This is a genomic window from Shewanella sp. MF05913 (assembly GCF_059758095.1).
Genome location: NZ_JCAYNT010000010.1, coordinates 148,188 through 167,402 on the forward strand (window position 1 = coordinate 148,188; position 19,215 = coordinate 167,402).

The following is a 19,215-nucleotide window of genomic DNA, read 5'->3' on the forward strand; positions in this document are numbered from 1 at the left end:
ACCGCACAATTACATGCGGAACACCCCAAAGCGGGTGTCTTCAATAGGAGCATTTAATGCTGCCGATAAGGCTAAGCCAACAACATCGCGGGTTTGTGCTGGATCAATAATGCCATCATCCCAAAGTCGCGCACTGGCATGATACGGATGACCTTCTTTTTCGTATTGATCAACAATTGGTTTACGGAAGGCTTGCTCATCTTCTGCCGACCATTCAACCCCTTTGCGGGCTAAACCATCACGGCGCACTGTGGCTAATACGCCAGCAGCTTGTTCGCCACCCATAACCGAAATACGCGCGTTTGGCCACATCCACATCATGGTCGGTTCAAATGCGCGTCCACACATACCGTAGTTACCCGCGCCATAACTGCCACCGATAATCACGGTAAATTTAGGCACATTGGCACAAGACACTGCAGTCACCATTTTGGCGCCATGTTTGGCAATGCCTTCGTGTTCGTACTTTTTACCCACCATAAAGCCGGTAATATTTTGCAGGAATAACAGCGGGATTTTACGTTGGCAACACAGTTCTATGAAGTGAGCGCCTTTTTGCGCAGACTCAGAAAACAAAATGCCGTTATTGGCGACAATACCAACTGGGTAACCGTGAATACGCGCAAAACCGCATACGAGAGTTGCGCCGTAGTTGGCTTTAAATTCGTCAAAGTCAGAGTCATCAACCACGCGGGCAATCACTTCTTTTACATCAAACGGCTTTTTAAGATCGGTACCGACAATGCCGTACAATTCATGGATGTCGAACTTAGGTGGTTTGACTGGGCTTAATAAGCTTTTGATTTCTTTTTGATGGTTTAGATGCAGTACTGCACGGCGAGCAAGCTCAAGCGCGTGGTCGTCATTTTGGGCTAAATGATCGGCAACACCCGATATTTTAGTGTGAACTTCTGCACCGCCAAGTTCTTCTGCACTGACTTCTTCACCTGTCGCGGCTTTCACTAAAGGAGGACCAGCTAAAAAGATGGTGCCTTGATCTTTAACAATAATAGACTCATCGGCCATTGCAGGCACATAAGCACCGCCTGCGGTACACAAGCCCATCACCACGGCAATTTGTGGAATGCCTTTGGCTGACATTTGCGCTTGGTTATAGAAAATTCGGCCGAAATGATCGCGGTCTGGAAACACTTCATCTTGGCGCGGTAAATTCGCGCCGCCTGAATCGACTAGGTAGATACATGGTAAGTGGCAACGGCTAGCAATATCTTGCGCACGCAAATGCTTTTTAACGGTAATAGGGTAGTAAGTGCCGCCTTTTACGGTGGCATCGTTAGCGATAATCATGCACTCAACACCGCTGACGCGGCCAATACCGGCAATCACGCCAGCGGCTGGAACTTCTTCGTCATAGACTTCGTAAGCTGCAAATTGCGATATTTCTAAGAAAGGTGAACCTGGGTCGAGTAGTTTTTCAACCCGCTGGCGCGGTAATAATTTACCACGAGATAAATGGCGTTCTAATGCCACAGGGCCGCCACCTTGTTCGATTTTTTTTAGTTTTTGTTGAAGATCATCGACCAATAACGCCATGCTGTCTGACTTGGCTTTAAATTCGTCACTGCGAGGATTGATACGGCTGCTCAGTTGCGTCATTTCTATATCCTTAATGAAGCAAAAAATAGGGGGCTTGATTAAGGCGACATGACACGCTTGATATGCCGCCTTCGTACTGAAATGTTGGTTACTTTGACTCGTTAAACAATTCGCGACCAATTAACATGCGGCGAATTTCTGAGGTGCCTGCACCAATTTCGTAAAGCTTAGCGTCGCGCAATAAACGGCCTGTGGCGTATTCGTTAACATAGCCATTGCCGCCCAGCAATTGAATCGCATCTAAAGCCATTTTAGTGGCAAGTTCTGCACTGTATAAAATCGCGCCAGCGGCATCTTTGCGAGTGGTTTCACCACGGTCACAAGATTTAGCCACACTGTAAACATATGAGCGTGCAGCATTCATACCTGTGTACATATCGGCTAACTTGCCTTGCACTAGTTGGAATTGACCAATTGATTGACCAAACTGTTCACGTTCATGAACGTAAGGCACCACGATGTCCATACAGGCAGACATAATGCCTAATGGACCGCCCGATAAGACGACGCGTTCATAATCAAGGCCGCTCATCAGCACTTTTACGCCATTGTTGAGGCCGCCTAAGATGTTTTCTTCTGGCACTTCACAGTCTTCAAACACCAATTCACAAGTGTTCGATCCGCGCATACCTAACTTGTCGAGTTTTTGCGCCTGGCTAAATCCTTTCGATCCACGCTCAACGATAAACGCGGTAATGCCATGTGCGCCTTTTTCTATGTCGGTTTTGGCGTAAATCACATAAGTGTGGGCATCAGGGCCGTTAGTGATCCACATTTTATTGCCGTTAAGGATGTAACGATCGCCTTGTTTGCGTGCGTTTAGCTTCATTGACACTACATCCGAACCCGCGTTGGGTTCGCTCATGGCAAGGGCACCAATGTGTTCGCCACTGACAAGCTTGGGTAAATATTTAGCTTTTTGCGCGTCATTACCATTACGGTTAATTTGGTTGACACATAAGTTTGAGTGAGCACCATAACTTAACCCAATAGAGGCTGATGCGCGGGAGATTTCTTCCATTGCGACAACGTGAGCAAGATAGCCCATGTTAGCGCCGCCATATTGCTCAGCAACAGTGACACCTAATAAACCCATATCGCCAAGTACTGGCCACAATTGATTAGGAAAGGCATTGTCGATATCGACTTGGGCAGCCATAGGGGCGATTTCGTTAGCGGCAAAACCACGTACGGCATCACGTAACATATCTACATCTTCACCTAAGCCAAAGTTTAAGCTGGTATATAAGTCGCTCATTTGCTTGTGTCCTGTTGAATTTTATTATTGTCTGCAAAATATTGGCTGCCAACGCGTTATGGATGCGTTTTTGGCAGTGGTTAAACGTTGGCCGAATTGAGTCAGCCATTTGTTATTGTTTGATTATTTGTTTTTCTTAGCTGAATTATCTTCTAATGCCGCTTTACATTGCTGTTCAGCTGAATTGAGCTCCATTAACACGACTTTAATGTCGTCCATTTGCTGCTGTAGAGACGATTTTTTCTCGTTAACCAAATCAAGCATAGTTTGTAGTTGAGTTGAGCTGCTTTTATCGGCGTCGTAAAGTTCAAATAAACGTCGTGTTTCTGCTAACGAAAATCCAAGGCGTTTGCCGCGTAAAATAAGTTTTAAACGAACTCGGTCTTTCAGGCTATAAATTCGGGTTTGCCCGCGACGCTTAGGTTTAATCAAGCCTTGGTCTTCGTAAAAACGAATACTGCGGGTGGTGATATCAAATTCTTTTGATAAGTCACTGATTGAATATGTTGATTGAGGAATGTGGGTTGTGCTCATCATGTCACCAAAAGTGTTTCTTTTGATGCAAGATATATGAAGTTTACGTAAAGGTAAAGTTTGCGGGGTGTTTTTTGGCTGTTTGTGGCGTTCAATAGTGTTAAATTTGCTTGCCAGTTACGAACGTATTATACATTAAGTATCTGTTATATTGTGGTTTTTATCTCGGGGTGAAGTTTGCTGTTGAATGTTAAACACTTGATTGAAACTAAAGGTTTTTTCAAGGATTGACTTGGCTATTATCCCTTTGTCTAATAGGGCTATTTAATGAATTCTGCTCATAATCATTACAATACAAGCTAATTAATGGAGAGCAATATGGCTGATTTAGGACTATCAATGCACGCACAATCGATAGCCGAGCCCGATGTCTTTTGGCAACAAGCTGCAGAGGCTATTAGTTGGGACGTCGCACCCAAGACAGTGTTAGACGACAGTAACAAGCCTTTTTATCGCTGGTTTGCCGATGGCAAAATGAATACCTGTTTTAATGCCGTTGACCGCCATGTACTTGCTGGCCGAGGTGAACAAACAGCGATTCATTATATTAGTCCTGTTACCCAAAACGAATATTCTATTAGCTATAACTCTGTATTGGCTCAAGTTAAACGCCTTGCGGGATTAATGACATCATTGGGTGTGACTAAGGGCGATCGCGTTGTCATTTACATGCCTATGGTGCCAGAAACCGCTTATGCCATGCTGGCGTGTGCGCGAATTGGTGCGATTCATTCTGTGGTGTTTGGTGGTTTTGCCGCGAATGAATTATCGACTCGTATTAACGATGCTAAACCGACATTAATTTTATCTGCCTCGTGTGGCATTGAGCCTTCTGGCGTAGTGCCTTATAAGCCTTTATTAGATGACGCTTTGTCTCAAGCAAAGCATAAAGTAAAACATTGCATTATTTTAAATCGAACTGAATATCAGGCTGAGCTCAACGCACCCCGTGATGTCGATTGGTATGAAGCATTAATAGATGCGCCAGATGCCGATTGTGTCGCCCTTGATGCTACAGACCCTCTGTACGTGCTCTATACCTCGGGAACAACAGGGCAACCTAAAGGCGTTGTTCGTGATAATGGTGGTCATGCTGTTGCCTTAGCATGGTCAATGAAGCACATCTATGACGTTGGTGTCGGTGATGTGTTTTGGGCTGCATCGGATGTGGGTTGGGTGGTAGGGCATTCATATATTGTTTATGGGCCATTGCTGGTGGGTGCGACGACCATAATGTACGAAGGGAAGCCTATTGGTACTCCCGATGCTGGTGCTTTTTGGCGTATTATCGAACAAAAGCAAGTGCGAAGCTTTTTTACCGCGCCGACGGCTATTCGTGCAATTAAGCGAGAAGATCCAGACGGTGAATTTATTAAACAGTTTGACTTATCTTGCCTGAAGCAGATGTACTTAGCTGGCGAGCGCTGCGATCCTGAAACATTAAATTGGAGTCAGCAACATTTGGGCAAACCTGTTGTTGACCATTGGTGGCAAACAGAAACAGGCTGGCCAGTTGCCGCCAACTTAATGGGTACCGATCCCATTGAGATTAAAGCGGGATCACCCGCTAGAGCGGTTCCTGGGTATCAAGTAGAAATTCTTGATGCAATGGGAGAACAAGTGGCCACTAACGAAAGCGGAAATGTGGTGATTAAACAGCCCCTACCACCGGGTACGCTTACGACATTATGGCAAAATGATAAACGTTATATTGACAGTTACTTGTCGATGTACCCAGGTTATTACTTAACTGGAGATGCGGGTTATATTGATGAAGATGGCTATTTATACATTATGAGCCGTATTGATGACATCATTAATGTTGCCGGACACCGTTTATCGACGGGCCGTTTTGAAGAAGTATTGTGTCAACATCCTGCCGTTGCTGAGGCTGCGGTAATTGGCGTGCAAGATAAGCTTAAAGGCCAAGTGCCTCTGGGTTTAGTGGTGCTTAAAAATGGCGTGACGTTATCCGATGATATGCTTTATAAAGAGTTGCTTGCATTAGTACGTCATGAAATTGGCCCCGTCGCGTCGTTTAGATTAGTCAGTGCAGTACAAAAGCTGCCTAAAACGCGTTCGGGTAAAATTTTGCGAGCGACCATGCGTAAGATTGCTGATAACCAAGAATACACCATGCCAGCCACGATTGAAGATCCGCAAACCTTGGATATTGTTCGTAATGCGCTGACAAAAATGGGCTATGCCAATGCGTTAACGTCTGAGTTAACCAAGGTATAAATCATTTTGTAACACAAAAAAGCCACTTTTTATGCTAAAAGTAAAACCATAAAAGCCGAGTGTTTTTATGGTTTTTTCTATTGTGACAAGATGTTATCTCCTAATAAACAGATTGAGCATACATTGTAAAAAACAGCGTTTCCGCGTTTTGTGACTGGTAATTTAGTTACAAGAATCGCTATAATTGCCACCCAAATGGATTCGCACTACGCGATTAATCTCTGTGACCTGTGGAAACATACACTATGAATAACCACACCCAACAATCTCACGTCGGCGTTATTGGCCTTGGTGTGATGGGCAAGAACCTTGCACTAAACATCGCGGATAACGGCTATCATGTTGCTGTTTTTGATTTAGATACCCAAAAAGTCAATGCCGCAATCTCACAAGAAGAAAGTGAACGAAAAGCGGGCGTAGCGGTACGTATGCAAGCCTGTAATAATCTTTCAGAAATGCTCGAAAATCTGGTTGAACCACGCGTTATCGTCTTATCTGTTCCAGCTGGCGCGCCAGTTGATGGTGTCTGTAAATCATTAATTGAAGCAGGTATTGAAGCGAAAGATATTGTAATTGATACGGGTAACAGTTTATGGACTGATACTGTTGCGCGTGAAGCGCAGTATAAAGGTCAGTTTACCTTTTTTAGTTCAGCCGTTTCTGGAGGTGAAGTTGGTGCACGTTTTGGTCCATCGCTAATGCCTAGTGGAGATGAAAAAGCTTGGCGTTATGTCGAACCTATTTGGAAAGCCATTGCTGCTAAAGTGGATCCTGTAACAGGTTTACCGATTGAGCGTTTTGAGCCAGGCAATCCAGTCACTGAAGGTGAGCCATGTACGACTTATATTGGTCCTGCTGGTTCTGGTCATTACGTTAAAATGGTTCATAACGGCATTGAATATGCGGATATGCAACTTATTTGCGAAGCCTACCAGTTACTCAGTGACGGCTTAGGCATGTCTGCCCATGACATCGGTGATGTGTTCAATGGTTGGAATAAAGGTATTCTTAACAGTTACCTTATGGGGATTAGTGCTGAAGTCTTACAACAAGATGACCCGCTAACCGGCAAGCCGTTAGTTGAAATGATTTTAGATAAAGCAGGCCAAAAAGGTACTGGTTTATGGACTGCAGTGAGCAGCTTGCAAATTGGTTGCCCAGCGCCAACGATTGCAGAAGCTGTTTATGCTCGTGCTGTTAGCACCCAGAAAACCTTGCGCATGCAGTTAAGTTCCAAGTTAGCCGGCCCAGCACCTGTGGCATTTAATGATGCCGAAAAAGCAGAGTTTATTGCTAACCTTGAAGATGCTTTATATTGCGCTAAAGTGTGTTGCTATGCCCAAGGCTTCCAGCTGATGGCGATGGCAGCAAAAGAGCAAAGTTGGACGTTAGATTTTGCTGAAATTGCTAAGATTTGGCGTGCGGGTTGTATTATTAGAGCGACCTTCTTACAGTCAATCACACAGGCTTATCAAGAAGATGCAAACCTTGCTAACTTGTTGATGGCTGAAACTTTTAGCCAAACATTGTCGCAAAAACACCTTAATTGGCGTAAAACTGTTGCAGCATCGGTTATGCAGGGTATTCCTGCACCGTGTATTAGTTCTGCAATTGCTTATTATGACAGTTACCGCTGCGAGACATTACCGGCAAGCTTGTTACAAGGTCAGCGTGACTTTTTTGGATCGCACACGTTTGAGCGTACCGATAAGCCAGCAGGTGAGAAATACCATTTAGATTGGAGCGCCAAACAGCGCACATTAGCTAAAGTATAGGCTGATTAAGCAATAAAAAAGGCGTCTCATTGTATGAGGCGCCTTTTTTCTTTCTGCTGTTTATGGTGTTTGTTAATAACTGGCCCTAGGGTTAACGCTATCAACGCAAAGAAAAGAATAAACCCACACTAAACAGTACACTGAATATCATCGTTAGCTTGGCTGTTTGCCCAAGTATTGGATTAAGTGCTTCACCCGAGTTGTTATGGAACTCTCGGCTTAAATTGCGGGCAATGACTAAGGACACGCCAGCCAGTAATACCGGTAAACCATCAAGTGAGCCTAACAAAAAACCCGCAATAATGATCCCAAAGGGTAAGTATACAAAGCTTTGATATAAAACCTTTGCTTGTGCTTCGCCAATGCGCACCGCAAGGGTATTTTTACCCGCTTTGGTGTCGGTTGTAATATCTCGGGTGTTATTCACCAGCATGATAGCAGCATTAAAAAAGCCGATAGCACAGCCGAGTAACCAAGATGTCATCGTGGTTGTGCCTGCTTGTAAATAATAACTTCCTACAACAGCGACTAGACCAAAAAAGACAAATGCGGCTATTTCGCCTAATCCGTGAGAGGCTAGCGGGTAAGGGCCACCACTGTAACAAAGTGCACCCAAAATAGAGGCAGCAGCTAAGATAGCAATCGGCCAGCCGCCATGCACAATCAATAGAGAACCAACAATTAATGCCGTTAACAAGCAGCCTATCATGGCATTTCGGACATGATGTGGTGCTATCATGCCGCTTTGGGTGACACGAACAGGCCCAATACGCTCTTCGGTATCGATGCCATTTTTAAAGTCGAAGTAATCGTTGGCTAAATTAACCGATATTTGCAGTAAAACAGCGCATAACATTGAGGTAAATGCGATGAGTAAGCTAAATTGACTCAAGCCAATAGCGAGCATATTTCCCACGAGTAATGGACCAATAGCGGCGGGTAATGTGCGTGGGCGAATAGCCATAAACCATGATTGCATAGAACTAGATTGCATAATATTGTGATACACAGAGTCGATTAGCCTTGTCTAATATCATATCAAATATTCAATTAGGGTGCTGATATGAATCTTTGCGTTATATCACTATTTTACCAATTGCTTTCAGATGACGTTTATTCAACTGTTTAACAACAAATAAGCTAGAAAACGTAAGCTTAACTAAGGTAACCTTAACGCGTTAATTTTTGTTGTATAGAAGGTATTATGAGTCAGGTATTAAACGATTTATTGTCATTATTATCACTAGAAAAACTTGAAGATGGTTTGTTTCGCGGCCAAAGCCAAGATTTAGGGTTTGGCCATGTTTTTGGTGGCCAGGTGATGGGGCAAGCGTTAAGTGCGGCAAAACAGACTGTTAGCGCAGACCGACATGTACATTCTTTACATTCTTACTTTTTGCGCGCAGGCGATGAAAAGCAACCTATCGTTTATGACGTTGAGAATATGCGCGACGGCGGCAGTTTTAGTGCTCGCCGGGTTAAAGCAATCCAAAAAGGTCGGCCAATATTTTACATGACCTGTTCGTTTCAAAAGTATGAAGAAGGTTTTGAGCATCAAGCTCAAATGCCTGATGTTCCCGGCCCAGAAGGATTGTTGAACCAGCAAGAGCTGGCCATGACCATGCGTGATAAAGTGCCGAAACAAATGCTTGAAAAGTTTATGGCGGATTCACCCATTGAAATGCGCCTTGTGAACCCGATTAACCCGCTAGCACCTGGTACGAATGAACCTAAACGTTATGTGTGGTTACGGGCAAATGGACAAGTGCCGAGTAATCATAATATTCAAGAATATCTGTTGGCGTATGCATCAGACTTTAATTTTTTAGTGACCGCGGCTCAGCCTCACAGTGTGTCAGTGTTAACACCTGGAATGCGCTTAGCGACAATCGATCATGCTATGTGGTTCCATCGGCCATTTAATATGGGGGAGTGGTTGCTCTATAGCATTGAAAGTCCTAATGCGGGCGGCGGACGAGGCTTTGTGACAGGCCAGTTTTTTGATAGGCAAGGGCGTCTTGTTGCTTCGGCCACACAAGAAGGTTTATTAAGAATGACGACTAAGCAAAATGACGAGTAAGGACACTGTTATGCTGAAATTAATTCCATGGCTTAAGTTGAGCATTTTTGCGCTACTGAGTGTGATGCTGAGTGCGTGTGTGACTGTAGAGCCTCCTAAACCTGTAATCGTGAATGGCTATGCTGGTTATTTAGAAAAAATTGCCTTGCCACAAGGTTGTAAAATTAATATCGCGATAATTGATTTTAATCGCCCTGGGGTGATTATTTCTCAGAAAAACTTTGATGTGGCCAGGGCGCCAGTGCCGTTTAAATTTATTTTGCCTGCTGAGCTCATCAGTAGCGGCGTAGATTATGGCGTGGTGGCGATGATTACTTACAATGGAAAAGCCATTTTTCAAACCTATGATAAGTATCGTGTGATCAATAACGATAAGTACACCACCGAAGTATTGATGAAGCGCGTTAAATAGCATATTAAATTACCGACTTCACAAACTTACCTATCCGTCATTGATCTCTATCTGTGACGGGTAATAATCTGTTTTCTCTCCTAATGTGCTGTTTAGGTTGCTTATGACAGAGTTAGCGCCAACTTATCGTTCACATGCACAAACCCGCTTAATTTGGGCATTGTGTATTGCTTCTGTAGTGATTTACATTAATTTGTACACAGTGCAAGGCATGCTGCCCTCTATTGCTGAGCATTTTGACGTGTCTGGCGCCAAGGCGACATTAGTGTTGTCAGTAACCAGTTTTACACTTGCCTTTTCGTTATTGTTTTATGCTGTGTTGTCTGATCGGATAGGCCGCTTAGCACCTATCGTGGTGAGCTTGTGGCTACTTGCTGCGTCGAATATATTATTGATTTTTGCCGAAACATTCGATGAATTAGTGTGGGTGCGGTTACTGCAAGGAGTGTTGTTGGCCGCGGTCCCTGCGATTTCGATGGCGTATTTCAAAGAGCAATTAGCCCCTAACTTTATGCTAAAAGCGGCAGCTGTTTATATTATGGCCAATAGTATGGGCGGCATTGTCGGGCGGATTTTTGGTGGCCTAATGGCACAAAATTTATCGTGGCAATCGTCTATGGGCTTGGTGTTTTTGGTGACATTAATGGGGGTGGCATTGGTAACGTATTTATTGCCGCGTAAAGAAATAAAGCCTCCAGTGGTAAAGCAAAAAGTCACTTTGATGCATAAAATAAAGCAAGACATAAATGGCTTTATGTTTCATCTGTCAGACTCTCAGATGCGGCTTGCTTATGCCATTGGTGGCTTAGCATTTATGATGATGGTGAATCAATTTAGCTTTATTCAGCTGCACATCATGGCTGAACCCTATGGGTTAAGTCGCTTTAATGCGACATTGATTTTTTTATGTTATTCAAGTGGCACCTTTGCTTCATACTTATCTGCAAAATGGATTATGCGCTATGGCTCTATGCCATTATTTAGAGTGGCGTTATGTTTGATGGTCGCGGGTACATTGTTGACTCTGGTTGATACGTTGGCTGCAATTGTGGTGGGCTTTTTGATCAGTGCTTGCGGATTTTTCTTAACTCATAGTTGTTGTAATTCGTTTGTGGCAATCCGTGCAACCAGCCATCGAGCTAAGGCAACATCGCTATATTTATGTTGCTACTATCTTGGTGCATCTCTGGGAGGGCCTTATTTAATGCTATTTTGGCATGAAGCTGAATGGAATGGAGTGGTTGTCGGATCGATGAGTCTTTTAGCACTGCTTCTAGTGGCTATCTGGCGTTTAGGGATACATCAACAACAGGTTATTGATGTATCCAAAGCCAGTTAACTCTCGATAAATTGTTTACGGTCAAGATCAAACTTACGCATTTTGTCATATAAGGTTTTACGCGGTAATTCGAGTTGTTCCATCGTTAATTTTATACTGCCTTTATTGTGACTGAGGGCTTCTTCAATCAAGAGGCGCTCAAAAAACTCAACTCGTTGCTGTAATGACATACTGGTATGCATTGTGGTGTGACTATCTAAATTGCCAGCAAAAGCAGCCTCAGCACCCAAAAGCACATAACGTTCAGCTAGGTTGCGTAGCTCGCGAACATTTCCCGGCCAGTCATGCGAAGTCAGCACCATGGTTTGTTGTGGTGTTAAGGCGATTAACGCTTTGTGGTATCGCGCGGATGCAATGCGAGCAAAATGTAAAAACAATAACGGAATGTCTTCTAGGCGCTCTCGCAGTGGCGGGATAACAATCGTGACAAGGTTAAGACGATAGAGTAAATCTTGTCTAAATTGCCCTTGTTCACATAACTGTTGCAGGTTTAACTTGGTGGCGGCAATGACGCGAATGTCTAAATCGATTGGTGTGTTAGAGCCTAAGCGTTCGACTTTGCGGTCTTCCAATACTCTGAGCAATTTAACCTGCAAAGACATCGGTGTGCTTTCTATTTCATCTAAAAATAATGTGCCACCATTGGCGTATTCAAATTTCCCAATTCGACGTTTATCGATACCGGTGAATGCTCCAGATTCGGCGCCAAAGAGTTCACTTTCTATTAGGTTTTCTGGTATTGCACCGCAATTAATGGCGACAAAATTGGCCTTGTTTCGATAGCTATGGTCATGTAAATAACGAGCAACCAACTCTTTGCCTGCACCGGTTTCACCCTCGAGCATGATGTCGGCTGGTGTGTCGAGCACCTGGTCGATGAGGTGACGCATTTTCATTACGCCTGGGCTGCTGCCTAAAATGCGTGGCCCAGGAGCGATATGAGATTCAAGCTCTCGTTTTAATTTACGGTTTTCTAAGGTTAACGATCGCTTGTCTAATGCGCGCTTGGTGACATCAAGAATATGTTCATTGTTAAAGGGTTTTTCAATAAAGTCGTAGGCGCCTTTTTTTAATGCATCAACCGCCATAGCAATGTCGCCAAAGCCAGTTAACAATACAACAGGAAGGTCATTATCTTGCTTTTTTAGTTGTTGAAGCAGGCTTAAACCATCGAGTTGCGGCATATTAACGTCTGAGATAACAATACCGGCCCAGTTAGGGGTAATGTAGCTTGCAATGGTTTGTGGGTCGGTAATGGCAAGTGCACTGATATTTTCAAGTTTAAATAACTGCTGTAATACGGTACCGATATGGGGTTCATCATCAACAATAATGACCTGGTAGTCGTTGATGTCTTGTATTTGGGTCACGTTTACACTTCCTCACGTAAATAAAGCGGTAAGATGATATGAAAAATTGCACCGCCTTGTTGTGCATTTTCGACCGTGATTGAACCTTGCATTGATTCAATGATTCGCTGAGAAATTGACAAGCCTAATCCAAGCCCTTGGCGCTCACTTGTGGTGTAGTAAGGTTCAAAAATTTTACTCATTTGGCTTTCTCTCACACCAGGACCGCTGTCTTGAATGCTAATGTTCACTTTGGTGTCGCAGTACACCTCAATGTGTAAATGCTTGTCTTTAGATTGCTGCATGGCAACAATAGCATTACTCATTAAGTTAACTAACACTTGTTGTAATCTGACACTGTCGCCCCATATTTGGCATTTTCCTTTCAACAGTGTTAACGATAACTTAATACCTTGTTTGTCCATTTCTGGTTGCACAATCGTAATAGCTTGCTCAATTGATTGACTGATCTCAGTGGCATTGTCTTTACCTTGAGACTTGCGAGTAAAGCTTTTAAATTGACCAATGATATCGGCTAACCTGTCAGTTAGTTCTATCATTATTTTGATATTACTGCTGGCATCATCAATCATATTACGGCCAATAAACGTTTGGGTGTTTTGCGCATAACTTCTCAATGCTGCCAGCGGTTGATTTAGCTCGTGGTTAATACTGGCAGACAAACTGCCAATGACAGTGAGTTTAGCGGCCTGTATGAGTTCATCTTGTGTGTCTTTTAGTTGAGTATTGGCTTGTTCTAATTCAAGCGTGCGCTCTTTGACACGCTGCTCTAGTTGATTCTGTGCTTGGCGCATTCTGAGAAGGTTTTTTCTGCGCTCTAAACTGTAAATAACAAATAAGGCAAACAACAAGTACAGGGTGGCCCCAAGCAGCATAATAGGAGGCAATGATTCATATAACGGCTTCATTGGCGCTAATATGTGTACATTCCAATTGGCGTTTGGCATCAATTGATGGCGTTCTAAGTATTTTTCTTTTCCTTCATAGGAAGATATTTGGTAGACCTGCGTGGTATTTGATCCGCCTAATGCAAAATCAGGCATAAAGCTCAGTTCACCAATAGGGCGATTAGCATAGCGTTTTGACGAGTTTAGTGCGAAACGTTTAGCTTGTGATAATGGCGTTAGAGAATTAAAGCGCCATCCGCTGACACTAGACAAAAACACGATATTGTCAGGGTCGCTGATCATAAATTCATATTGGCTTGCAATAGCAATGCCGCTGCTTTGTTGCTCAATCAAACTAATATCGACTTTGACAACAATAACGCCTAATACCACGCCCTTGTGATAAACCGGGTTAGCAAAATAAAATCCGCGTTTGTTCGATGATGTCCCTACGGCGTAATAGCGGCCTGACTTACCTGAAATAGCCTCAATAAAATAAGGCCTGAAAGAATAATCGTGATTAATAAACGAGTTTGGTTGATCCCAATTACTCGCCGCAATGGCAACACCTAATGCATCTGTTAAATAAATATCAGACGATTCTGTGACTAATTGCAGCTCAGACAAATAGGCATTGAGTGCATCTATAGTCTTAGAGTTTTGTTGGTCAAGTAAGCCTTGCTCTAAAATGGGGTTTTTGGCTAAAACTGCTGGAATGTTCTCGTAATGTGCCAACGCATTATCGATAAAGATAACCAATTCATTTATTTGTTTTTCGGACTGTTGCGCAATGTTTCTTGTGCCTTGATCGAGCAAATACCAATGAGTGATTTTCAGGGTCAGCAATAATCCAATGATCAACAAGATGCTCATCAGAACATTACGCTTTTTGATAGTCGAGAATGAAAACATGCAAATTCCCAAGTGGCGATTCAGATTATTATAAATGGGGTTAAATAAAAACGAGCCTTAGTGACCTAAGGCTCGTCTATGATACGACAATTATCAAGTTAGTAGCCGTTTAATTTGTCGATGTATTCAGGTAAAAATAATGAAATTTGTGGAATGTAAGTAATTAATATCAAGAAACCAAGGAGTAAAACTAACCATGGCAAACATGACTGAATAACCCATCCCATACTTTTGCCCGTTATCCCTGCTGTGACAAACAGGTTGAGCCCCACCGGCGGTGTCAGCATACCTATCTCCATGTTAACCACCATGATGATCCCTAAATGGATCGGGTCAATGCCTAACTGAGTTGCAATAGGGAACAAAATTGGCGCCATGATGAGCAAAATAGCAGATGGCTCCATAAAGTTACCCGCAGCCAACAGCAATAAGTTAACAATGATTAAAAAGCCCCATGCGGGTAAACCAAGGCCGACAATGGCTTCAGCAATAATGTGTGGGATACGTTCTGTTGTCAGAACATGAGCGAACAACATGGCGTTGGCAATAATAAACAACAACATAATGCTGACTTTAGCGCCATCACGCACTACATGACGGATCTCTTTATCTGCCGGGGTTTTGATTACCGCAAGTAACATATAACCCATATTACGTAGCGAAGCACCAATGATAGATTCGCGCGGATTTCGCCACGCCACATTTTTAAGCGGCCCAATATCGCGATAACCAAATACTGCGATAAAGTATGCATATACACAGGCTACCGCGGCCGCCTCAGTTGGACTGGCAACGCCACCGTAAATAGAACCGAGCACAATAAGAATGAGCGCTAATCCGCCCATTGCTTTAGCACTTGATATTGCGAGTGCTTTAACACCAGGGAAAGGGCGTGAAGGCAGTTTTTTAATGCGGGCCACAATATAGATGGCGATCATTAAAATACAGCCCATCATTAGCCCTGGAATGAGCCCAGCCATGAACATTCTGGCGGCTGACACTTCAGTTGCTGCGGCGTACACGAGCATCACAATAGAAGGGGGAATTAAAATACCCAATGTGCCTGAGGTTGTGATAACACCCGCAGCAAATTTTTCTGGGTAACCAGCACGCACCATCCCGACAATCACAATAGAACCGATGGCGGCTACGGTTGCAGGAGATGAACCAGACACTGCAGCAAAGAGCATACAAGCCATAACGGATGCCATGGCTAAACCACCACGAATGTGGCCAACACTGTCCATTGCAAAGTCAATGATCCGCCGTGCAACACCACCGGTTGACAGAAACGCTGATGACAAAATAAAGAATGGAATTGCCAGTAAGGTGTAATGCTCAGATGTGGATTCGTAAAGTTTTAAAACAATAGAGGCAAGTGAGTCATTAGAGAATAATAAAATCGTCAGCATGCTTGAGAAGCCTAATGCAATCGCAATAGGCATACCAATCATCATGCAGATAAGCAGAGTGATAAATAACGTTGCGATAGTCATTATGTCGCGTCCTTATCATTTTTTTCTTGTTGTGCTAATGATGCCGAAATCGCTGCTTCGTCGATGAGGTGCATGCTATCTTTTGCTTCATCTGCCAGTTGAAAGCCCACAGCCTGATTTTTCAAAATGGCAATAAATAACTCAACAAAACGCCAGGTTAACATTGAAAAACCAATTAATAAGATGCTTTGAGACAACCAGATTGGCACCGCGCCATCTTCTACATCAATACGCAATGTTTCCCATGCATAATCAGGATCTAATTGATGAATAAACCAAGCTGGAAAATCGATATCTTCCATTGGAATACCAATTTGATACATTTGGCTTAAGTAATCCCATGAGCCCTTTAAAAACATTGCACAATATACAACGCAACATAAGCACGCAAAAATGGCCACAATTTTTTGAGGTTTGCCAGATAGCTTGGAAACAAATGCATCGACCCCAATGTGTGCCCCCACTTTTACGCCATAAGACATCCCGAATAACACAAACCAACCGCATAAGGTCAGCGTCAGTTCTTGGATCCATAAAAAACCGGTATTAAAGAAAAAGCGAGCTATCACTTCACCAAATACAAGTAGGGTCATCAAAGTGATGAGCAGGTTGAGAAAACCCTCTTCAAAATAACCAAATAGTCTCGATATCACGGTTATACTCCTCGAATAGAAAAGGATGGTACTGAAACATACTGGATTTCAGTACCACGTTAAGTATTAAGACTATTTCGTGTTTGCAGCTACGGCCGCATCAATCATGTCTTTACCGATTTGGCCTTCAAATTTAGCCCAAACTGGCTTCATAGCATTAACCCATTGCTGACGCTCAGCCTGGGTTAACGTCACTAACTTAGAGCGCTTAGAATCAATGATTGCCTGTCTGTCTTCATTGTCCTTTTCTGCTGCAATTTTATTACCAAGAGCAATGGCTTCATCAAGAGAGGTTTTAAATACAGCTCGTTTATCAGCTGAAAGGCCTTTCCAAAATGTATTTGATGAAACGACCATATAATCGAGTACGGCATGATTACTTTCAGTAATGTGGCTTTGTACTTCATAAAACTTCATTGAATACGTATTTGACCAAGTATTTTCCTGACCATCAATTGCACGAGTTTGTAGTAAGGTAAAGACTTCAGAGAAAGGTTTTTTAACTGGAATGGCACCTACAGCGTCAAACTGAGCGGCAATAACATCGGATGCCATAATGCGGAATTTTTTACCATTAGCATCTTTGGGTAGCGTAAGTGGGTCGTTAGCTGAAAATTGCTTCATACCGTTATGAAGGTAACCTAAGCCAACGACTCCTTTGCGGTTCATTGAGTTGAGTAGCTTTTGGCCAGATTCAGATTGTTGAAAACGGTCAACGGCTGCCATATCTTCAAACAAAAATGGCAAGTCAAAGATTTGCAGTTTTTTGGTATAGCGTTCAAATTTAGATAATGAAGGGGCTACAAACTGTACGTCATTCAATAACAACGCGGCTAATTCATTATTGTCACCAAATAACTGTGAGTTAGGGAATACGTTAACAACATATTCACCAGGTAAACGTTGTTCGATTAATTCTTTAAACTTGAGTGCCATTTGCCCTTTAGGCGTATTTTCTGCCACAACATGTGAAAATTTAATTTCTATTGGCTCTGCAAATACATTAAAGCTCGCCGCAAGAATTGAGGCGATAGTTGCCAGTTTTGCTATTGATTTTAATGGGTGTGTAAAAGTACTTGTCGATTTTTTCATGAGGTTTAGCTTCCTTTTTTTAGTGTTATATATTCCTCACGGAGGGCACATGTTCCCAGAACAAGTGAACCATAAACGCGTTATGAGGATGTATAAAACATAGCAAGCAGTGGGCCACAATGTTAATTATTTGTATCTTTATGAATTTGTTAGTTTTAATTTAATGTGAGTTATGCGGAAGCTATTTTGTGTGTGGATTGTCACACAGTAGACCTATTTTAATGGGTGGAAAGTCACACATTTAATTAGGATGTGATATGCAGGTTAGGATTGATATGAGTCATTAAAGTAAGGATATAAATAAAAGAGATAAAAAAACCACCTTTCGGTGGTTAATTTATTATGCACATACATGCATTAGGTACCAATTAAATGGTGGAGCTACACGGGATCGAACCGTGGACCTCTTCACTGCCAGCGAAGCGCTCTCCCAGCTGAGCTATAGCCCCAAATTCTAGTATTACTAAACTAAAATTTGAATAATATGGTATCCCATAGGGGATTCGAACCCCTGTTACCGCCGTGAAAGGGCGGTGTCCTAGGCCTCTAGACGAATGGGACACATTTGATACGTTATACTCTGTATCGAGTGAATACTCACTAATGTCTGTAGGCTAAACATTGGTGCTTTTAGATTGTTAAACGTTTTTCTAAAACAATAGTTTCGAATTATGTTCAACCATCTTAAATATGGTATCCCATAGGGGATTCGAACCCCTGTTACCGCCGTGAAAGGGCGGTGTCCTAGGCCTCTAGACGAATGGGACACATTTGATACGTTATACTCTGTATCGAGTGAATACTCACTAATGTCTGTAGGCTAAACATTGGTGCTTTTAGACTGTTAAACGCTTTTTCTAAAACAATAGTTTCGAATTATGTTCAACCATCTTAAATATGGTATCCCATAGGGGATTCGAACCCCTGTTACCGCCGTGAAAGGGCGGTGTCCTAGGCCTCTAGACGAATGGGACACATTTGACACGTTATACTCTGTATCGAGTGAATACTCACTAATGTCTGTAGGCTAAACATTGGTGCTAATTACCTATAATGAAGCACAAAACCCTAAGGATTCGAACCCCTGTTACCGCCGACTCTTTATAAACCAAGTGGGCGATGTCCTAATCTCTATTTCTAGACGAATGGGACACATTTGACACGTTATACTCTGTATCGAGTGAATACTCACTAATGTCTGTAGGCTAAACATTGGTGCTTTTAGATTGTTAAACGTTTTTCTAAAACAATAGTTTCGAATTATGTTCAACCATCTTAAATATGGTATCCCATAGGGGATTCGAACCCCTGTTACCGCCGTGAAAGGGCGGTGTCCTAGGCCTCTAGACGAATGGGACACATTTGATACGTTATACTCTGTATCGAGTGAATACTCATTGGTGTCTGTAGGCTAAACACCAGTGCTAATCACCTATAATGAAGCACAAAACCCTAAGGATTCGAACCCCTGTTACCGCCGACTCTTTATAAACCAAGTGGGCGATGTCCTAATCTCTATTTCTAGACGAATGGGACACATTTGATACGT

Annotated in this window: 14 protein-coding genes and 5 tRNA genes; 5 read left to right on the forward strand and 14 right to left on the reverse strand. The window is 42.9% G+C overall.

Annotated features, from left to right (window positions below; genetic code table 11):
- Positions 1-9: 9 nt before the first annotated feature.
- The 3 genes from AC19MV_RS13365 to AC19MV_RS13375 form a co-directional block, all read right to left on the reverse strand.
- Positions 10-1,617 carry a carboxyl transferase domain-containing protein gene (locus tag AC19MV_RS13365; protein ID WP_498308155.1) on the reverse strand — a complete coding sequence of 536 codons (1,608 nt, stop codon included), beginning with the start codon at positions 1,615-1,617 and terminating at the stop codon, positions 10-12.
- Positions 1,618-1,705: 88 nt separating this feature from the next.
- Positions 1,706-2,875 carry an isovaleryl-CoA dehydrogenase gene (locus AC19MV_RS13370; RefSeq protein ID WP_498308156.1) on the reverse strand — a complete coding sequence of 390 codons (1,170 nt, stop codon included), beginning with the start codon at positions 2,873-2,875 and terminating at the stop codon, positions 1,706-1,708.
- Positions 2,876-2,998: 123 nt separating this feature from the next.
- On the reverse strand, positions 2,999-3,409 hold the full coding sequence (locus AC19MV_RS13375; RefSeq protein WP_432401869.1) for a MerR family transcriptional regulator: 411 nt from the start codon (positions 3,407-3,409) through the stop codon (positions 2,999-3,001).
- 318 nt (positions 3,410-3,727) lie between these two features.
- Here AC19MV_RS13375 and AC19MV_RS13380 point away from each other — a divergent pair, with 318 nt between their 5' ends.
- On the forward strand, positions 3,728-5,650 hold the full coding sequence (locus tag AC19MV_RS13380) for a propionyl-CoA synthetase (protein WP_498308157.1): 1,923 nt from the start codon (positions 3,728-3,730) through the stop codon (positions 5,648-5,650).
- 245 nt (positions 5,651-5,895) lie between these two features.
- Positions 5,896-7,425, forward strand: a complete 1,530-nt coding sequence (gene gnd / locus AC19MV_RS13385) for an NADP-dependent phosphogluconate dehydrogenase (protein WP_498308158.1) — start codon at positions 5,896-5,898, stop codon at positions 7,423-7,425.
- Between the two features lie 100 nt (positions 7,426-7,525).
- Here the strand turns inward: gnd and AC19MV_RS13390 are convergent, their stop codons facing one another.
- Complete coding sequence (locus tag AC19MV_RS13390) at positions 7,526-8,419, reverse strand: 1,4-dihydroxy-2-naphthoate polyprenyltransferase (RefSeq protein ID WP_432401711.1); 894 nt, start codon at positions 8,417-8,419, stop codon at positions 7,526-7,528.
- Between the two features lie 210 nt (positions 8,420-8,629).
- Between AC19MV_RS13390 and tesB the strand changes: the two genes are divergently transcribed.
- The 3 genes from tesB (at position 8,630) to AC19MV_RS13405 (ending at position 11,256) form a co-directional block, all read left to right on the forward strand.
- On the forward strand, positions 8,630-9,505 hold the full coding sequence (tesB, locus tag AC19MV_RS13395) for an acyl-CoA thioesterase II (RefSeq protein WP_498299023.1): 876 nt from the start codon (positions 8,630-8,632) through the stop codon (positions 9,503-9,505).
- A 10-nt stretch (positions 9,506-9,515) separates the two neighbouring features.
- On the forward strand, positions 9,516-9,917 hold the full coding sequence (locus AC19MV_RS13400) for a YbaY family lipoprotein (RefSeq protein ID WP_432401715.1): 402 nt from the start codon (positions 9,516-9,518) through the stop codon (positions 9,915-9,917).
- Positions 9,918-10,020: 103 nt separating this feature from the next.
- Positions 10,021-11,256, forward strand: coding sequence for an MFS transporter (locus AC19MV_RS13405; protein ID WP_498308159.1), 1,236 nt, complete (start codon positions 10,021-10,023; stop codon positions 11,254-11,256).
- Here AC19MV_RS13405 and AC19MV_RS13410 read toward each other — a convergent pair.
- The 10 genes from AC19MV_RS13410 to AC19MV_RS13455 form a co-directional block, all read right to left on the reverse strand.
- Positions 11,253-12,626 (reverse strand): sigma-54-dependent transcriptional regulator, encoded by a 1,374-nt coding sequence (locus tag AC19MV_RS13410; RefSeq protein ID WP_498308160.1) that lies wholly within the window; start codon positions 12,624-12,626, stop codon positions 11,253-11,255. The two genes, AC19MV_RS13405 and AC19MV_RS13410, sit on opposite strands and share 4 nt — an antisense overlap.
- Positions 12,627-12,628: 2 nt before the next feature.
- On the reverse strand, positions 12,629-14,425 hold the full coding sequence (locus AC19MV_RS13415) for a sensor histidine kinase (protein WP_498308162.1): 1,797 nt from the start codon (positions 14,423-14,425) through the stop codon (positions 12,629-12,631).
- Positions 14,426-14,523: 98 nt separating this feature from the next.
- Positions 14,524-15,921, reverse strand: coding sequence for a TRAP transporter large permease (locus AC19MV_RS13420; protein WP_160056885.1), 1,398 nt, complete (start codon positions 15,919-15,921; stop codon positions 14,524-14,526).
- Positions 15,921-16,574, reverse strand: a complete 654-nt coding sequence (locus AC19MV_RS13425; RefSeq protein WP_432401725.1) for a TRAP transporter small permease — start codon at positions 16,572-16,574, stop codon at positions 15,921-15,923. Before AC19MV_RS13425 ends, AC19MV_RS13420 begins: the two co-directional genes overlap by 1 nt.
- Before the next feature lie 72 nt (positions 16,575-16,646).
- Complete coding sequence (locus AC19MV_RS13430; RefSeq protein WP_432401727.1) at positions 16,647-17,666, reverse strand: TRAP transporter substrate-binding protein; 1,020 nt, start codon at positions 17,664-17,666, stop codon at positions 16,647-16,649.
- A 373-nt stretch (positions 17,667-18,039) separates the two neighbouring features.
- Positions 18,040-18,115: transfer RNA gene (locus AC19MV_RS13435), tRNA-Ala, on the reverse strand.
- A gap of 36 nt (positions 18,116-18,151) precedes the next feature.
- Positions 18,152-18,227 (reverse strand) — tRNA-Glu (locus AC19MV_RS13440).
- Positions 18,228-18,357: 130 nt separating this feature from the next.
- Positions 18,358-18,433: transfer RNA gene (locus AC19MV_RS13445), tRNA-Glu, on the reverse strand.
- 131 nt (positions 18,434-18,564) lie between these two features.
- Positions 18,565-18,640, reverse strand: a tRNA-Glu gene (locus AC19MV_RS13450).
- A gap of 308 nt (positions 18,641-18,948) precedes the next feature.
- Positions 18,949-19,024: transfer RNA gene (locus AC19MV_RS13455), tRNA-Glu, on the reverse strand.
- Positions 19,025-19,215: the final 191 nt, after the last annotated feature.

Coding starts and splice junctions, on each gene's coding strand:
- AC19MV_RS13365 (WP_498308155.1), bottom strand. CDS start 1,617: ATGACGCAACTGAGCAGCCGTATCAATCCTCGCAGTGACGAATTTAAA.
- AC19MV_RS13370 (WP_498308156.1), bottom strand. CDS start 2,875: ATGAGCGACTTATATACCAGCTTAAACTTTGGCTTAGGTGAAGATGTA.
- AC19MV_RS13375 (WP_432401869.1), bottom strand. CDS start 3,409: ATGAGCACAACCCACATTCCTCAATCAACATATTCAATCAGTGACTTA.
- AC19MV_RS13380 (WP_498308157.1), top strand. CDS start 3,728: ATGGCTGATTTAGGACTATCAATGCACGCACAATCGATAGCCGAGCCC.
- gnd (WP_498308158.1), top strand. CDS start 5,896: ATGAATAACCACACCCAACAATCTCACGTCGGCGTTATTGGCCTTGGT.
- AC19MV_RS13390 (WP_432401711.1), bottom strand. CDS start 8,419: ATGCAATCTAGTTCTATGCAATCATGGTTTATGGCTATTCGCCCACGC.
- tesB (WP_498299023.1), top strand. CDS start 8,630: ATGAGTCAGGTATTAAACGATTTATTGTCATTATTATCACTAGAAAAA.
- AC19MV_RS13400 (WP_432401715.1), top strand. CDS start 9,516: ATGCTGAAATTAATTCCATGGCTTAAGTTGAGCATTTTTGCGCTACTG.
- AC19MV_RS13405 (WP_498308159.1), top strand. CDS start 10,021: ATGACAGAGTTAGCGCCAACTTATCGTTCACATGCACAAACCCGCTTA.
- AC19MV_RS13415 (WP_498308162.1), bottom strand. CDS start 14,425: ATGTTTTCATTCTCGACTATCAAAAAGCGTAATGTTCTGATGAGCATC.
- AC19MV_RS13420 (WP_160056885.1), bottom strand. CDS start 15,921: ATGACTATCGCAACGTTATTTATCACTCTGCTTATCTGCATGATGATT.
- AC19MV_RS13430 (WP_432401727.1), bottom strand. CDS start 17,666: ATGAAAAAATCGACAAGTACTTTTACACACCCATTAAAATCAATAGCA.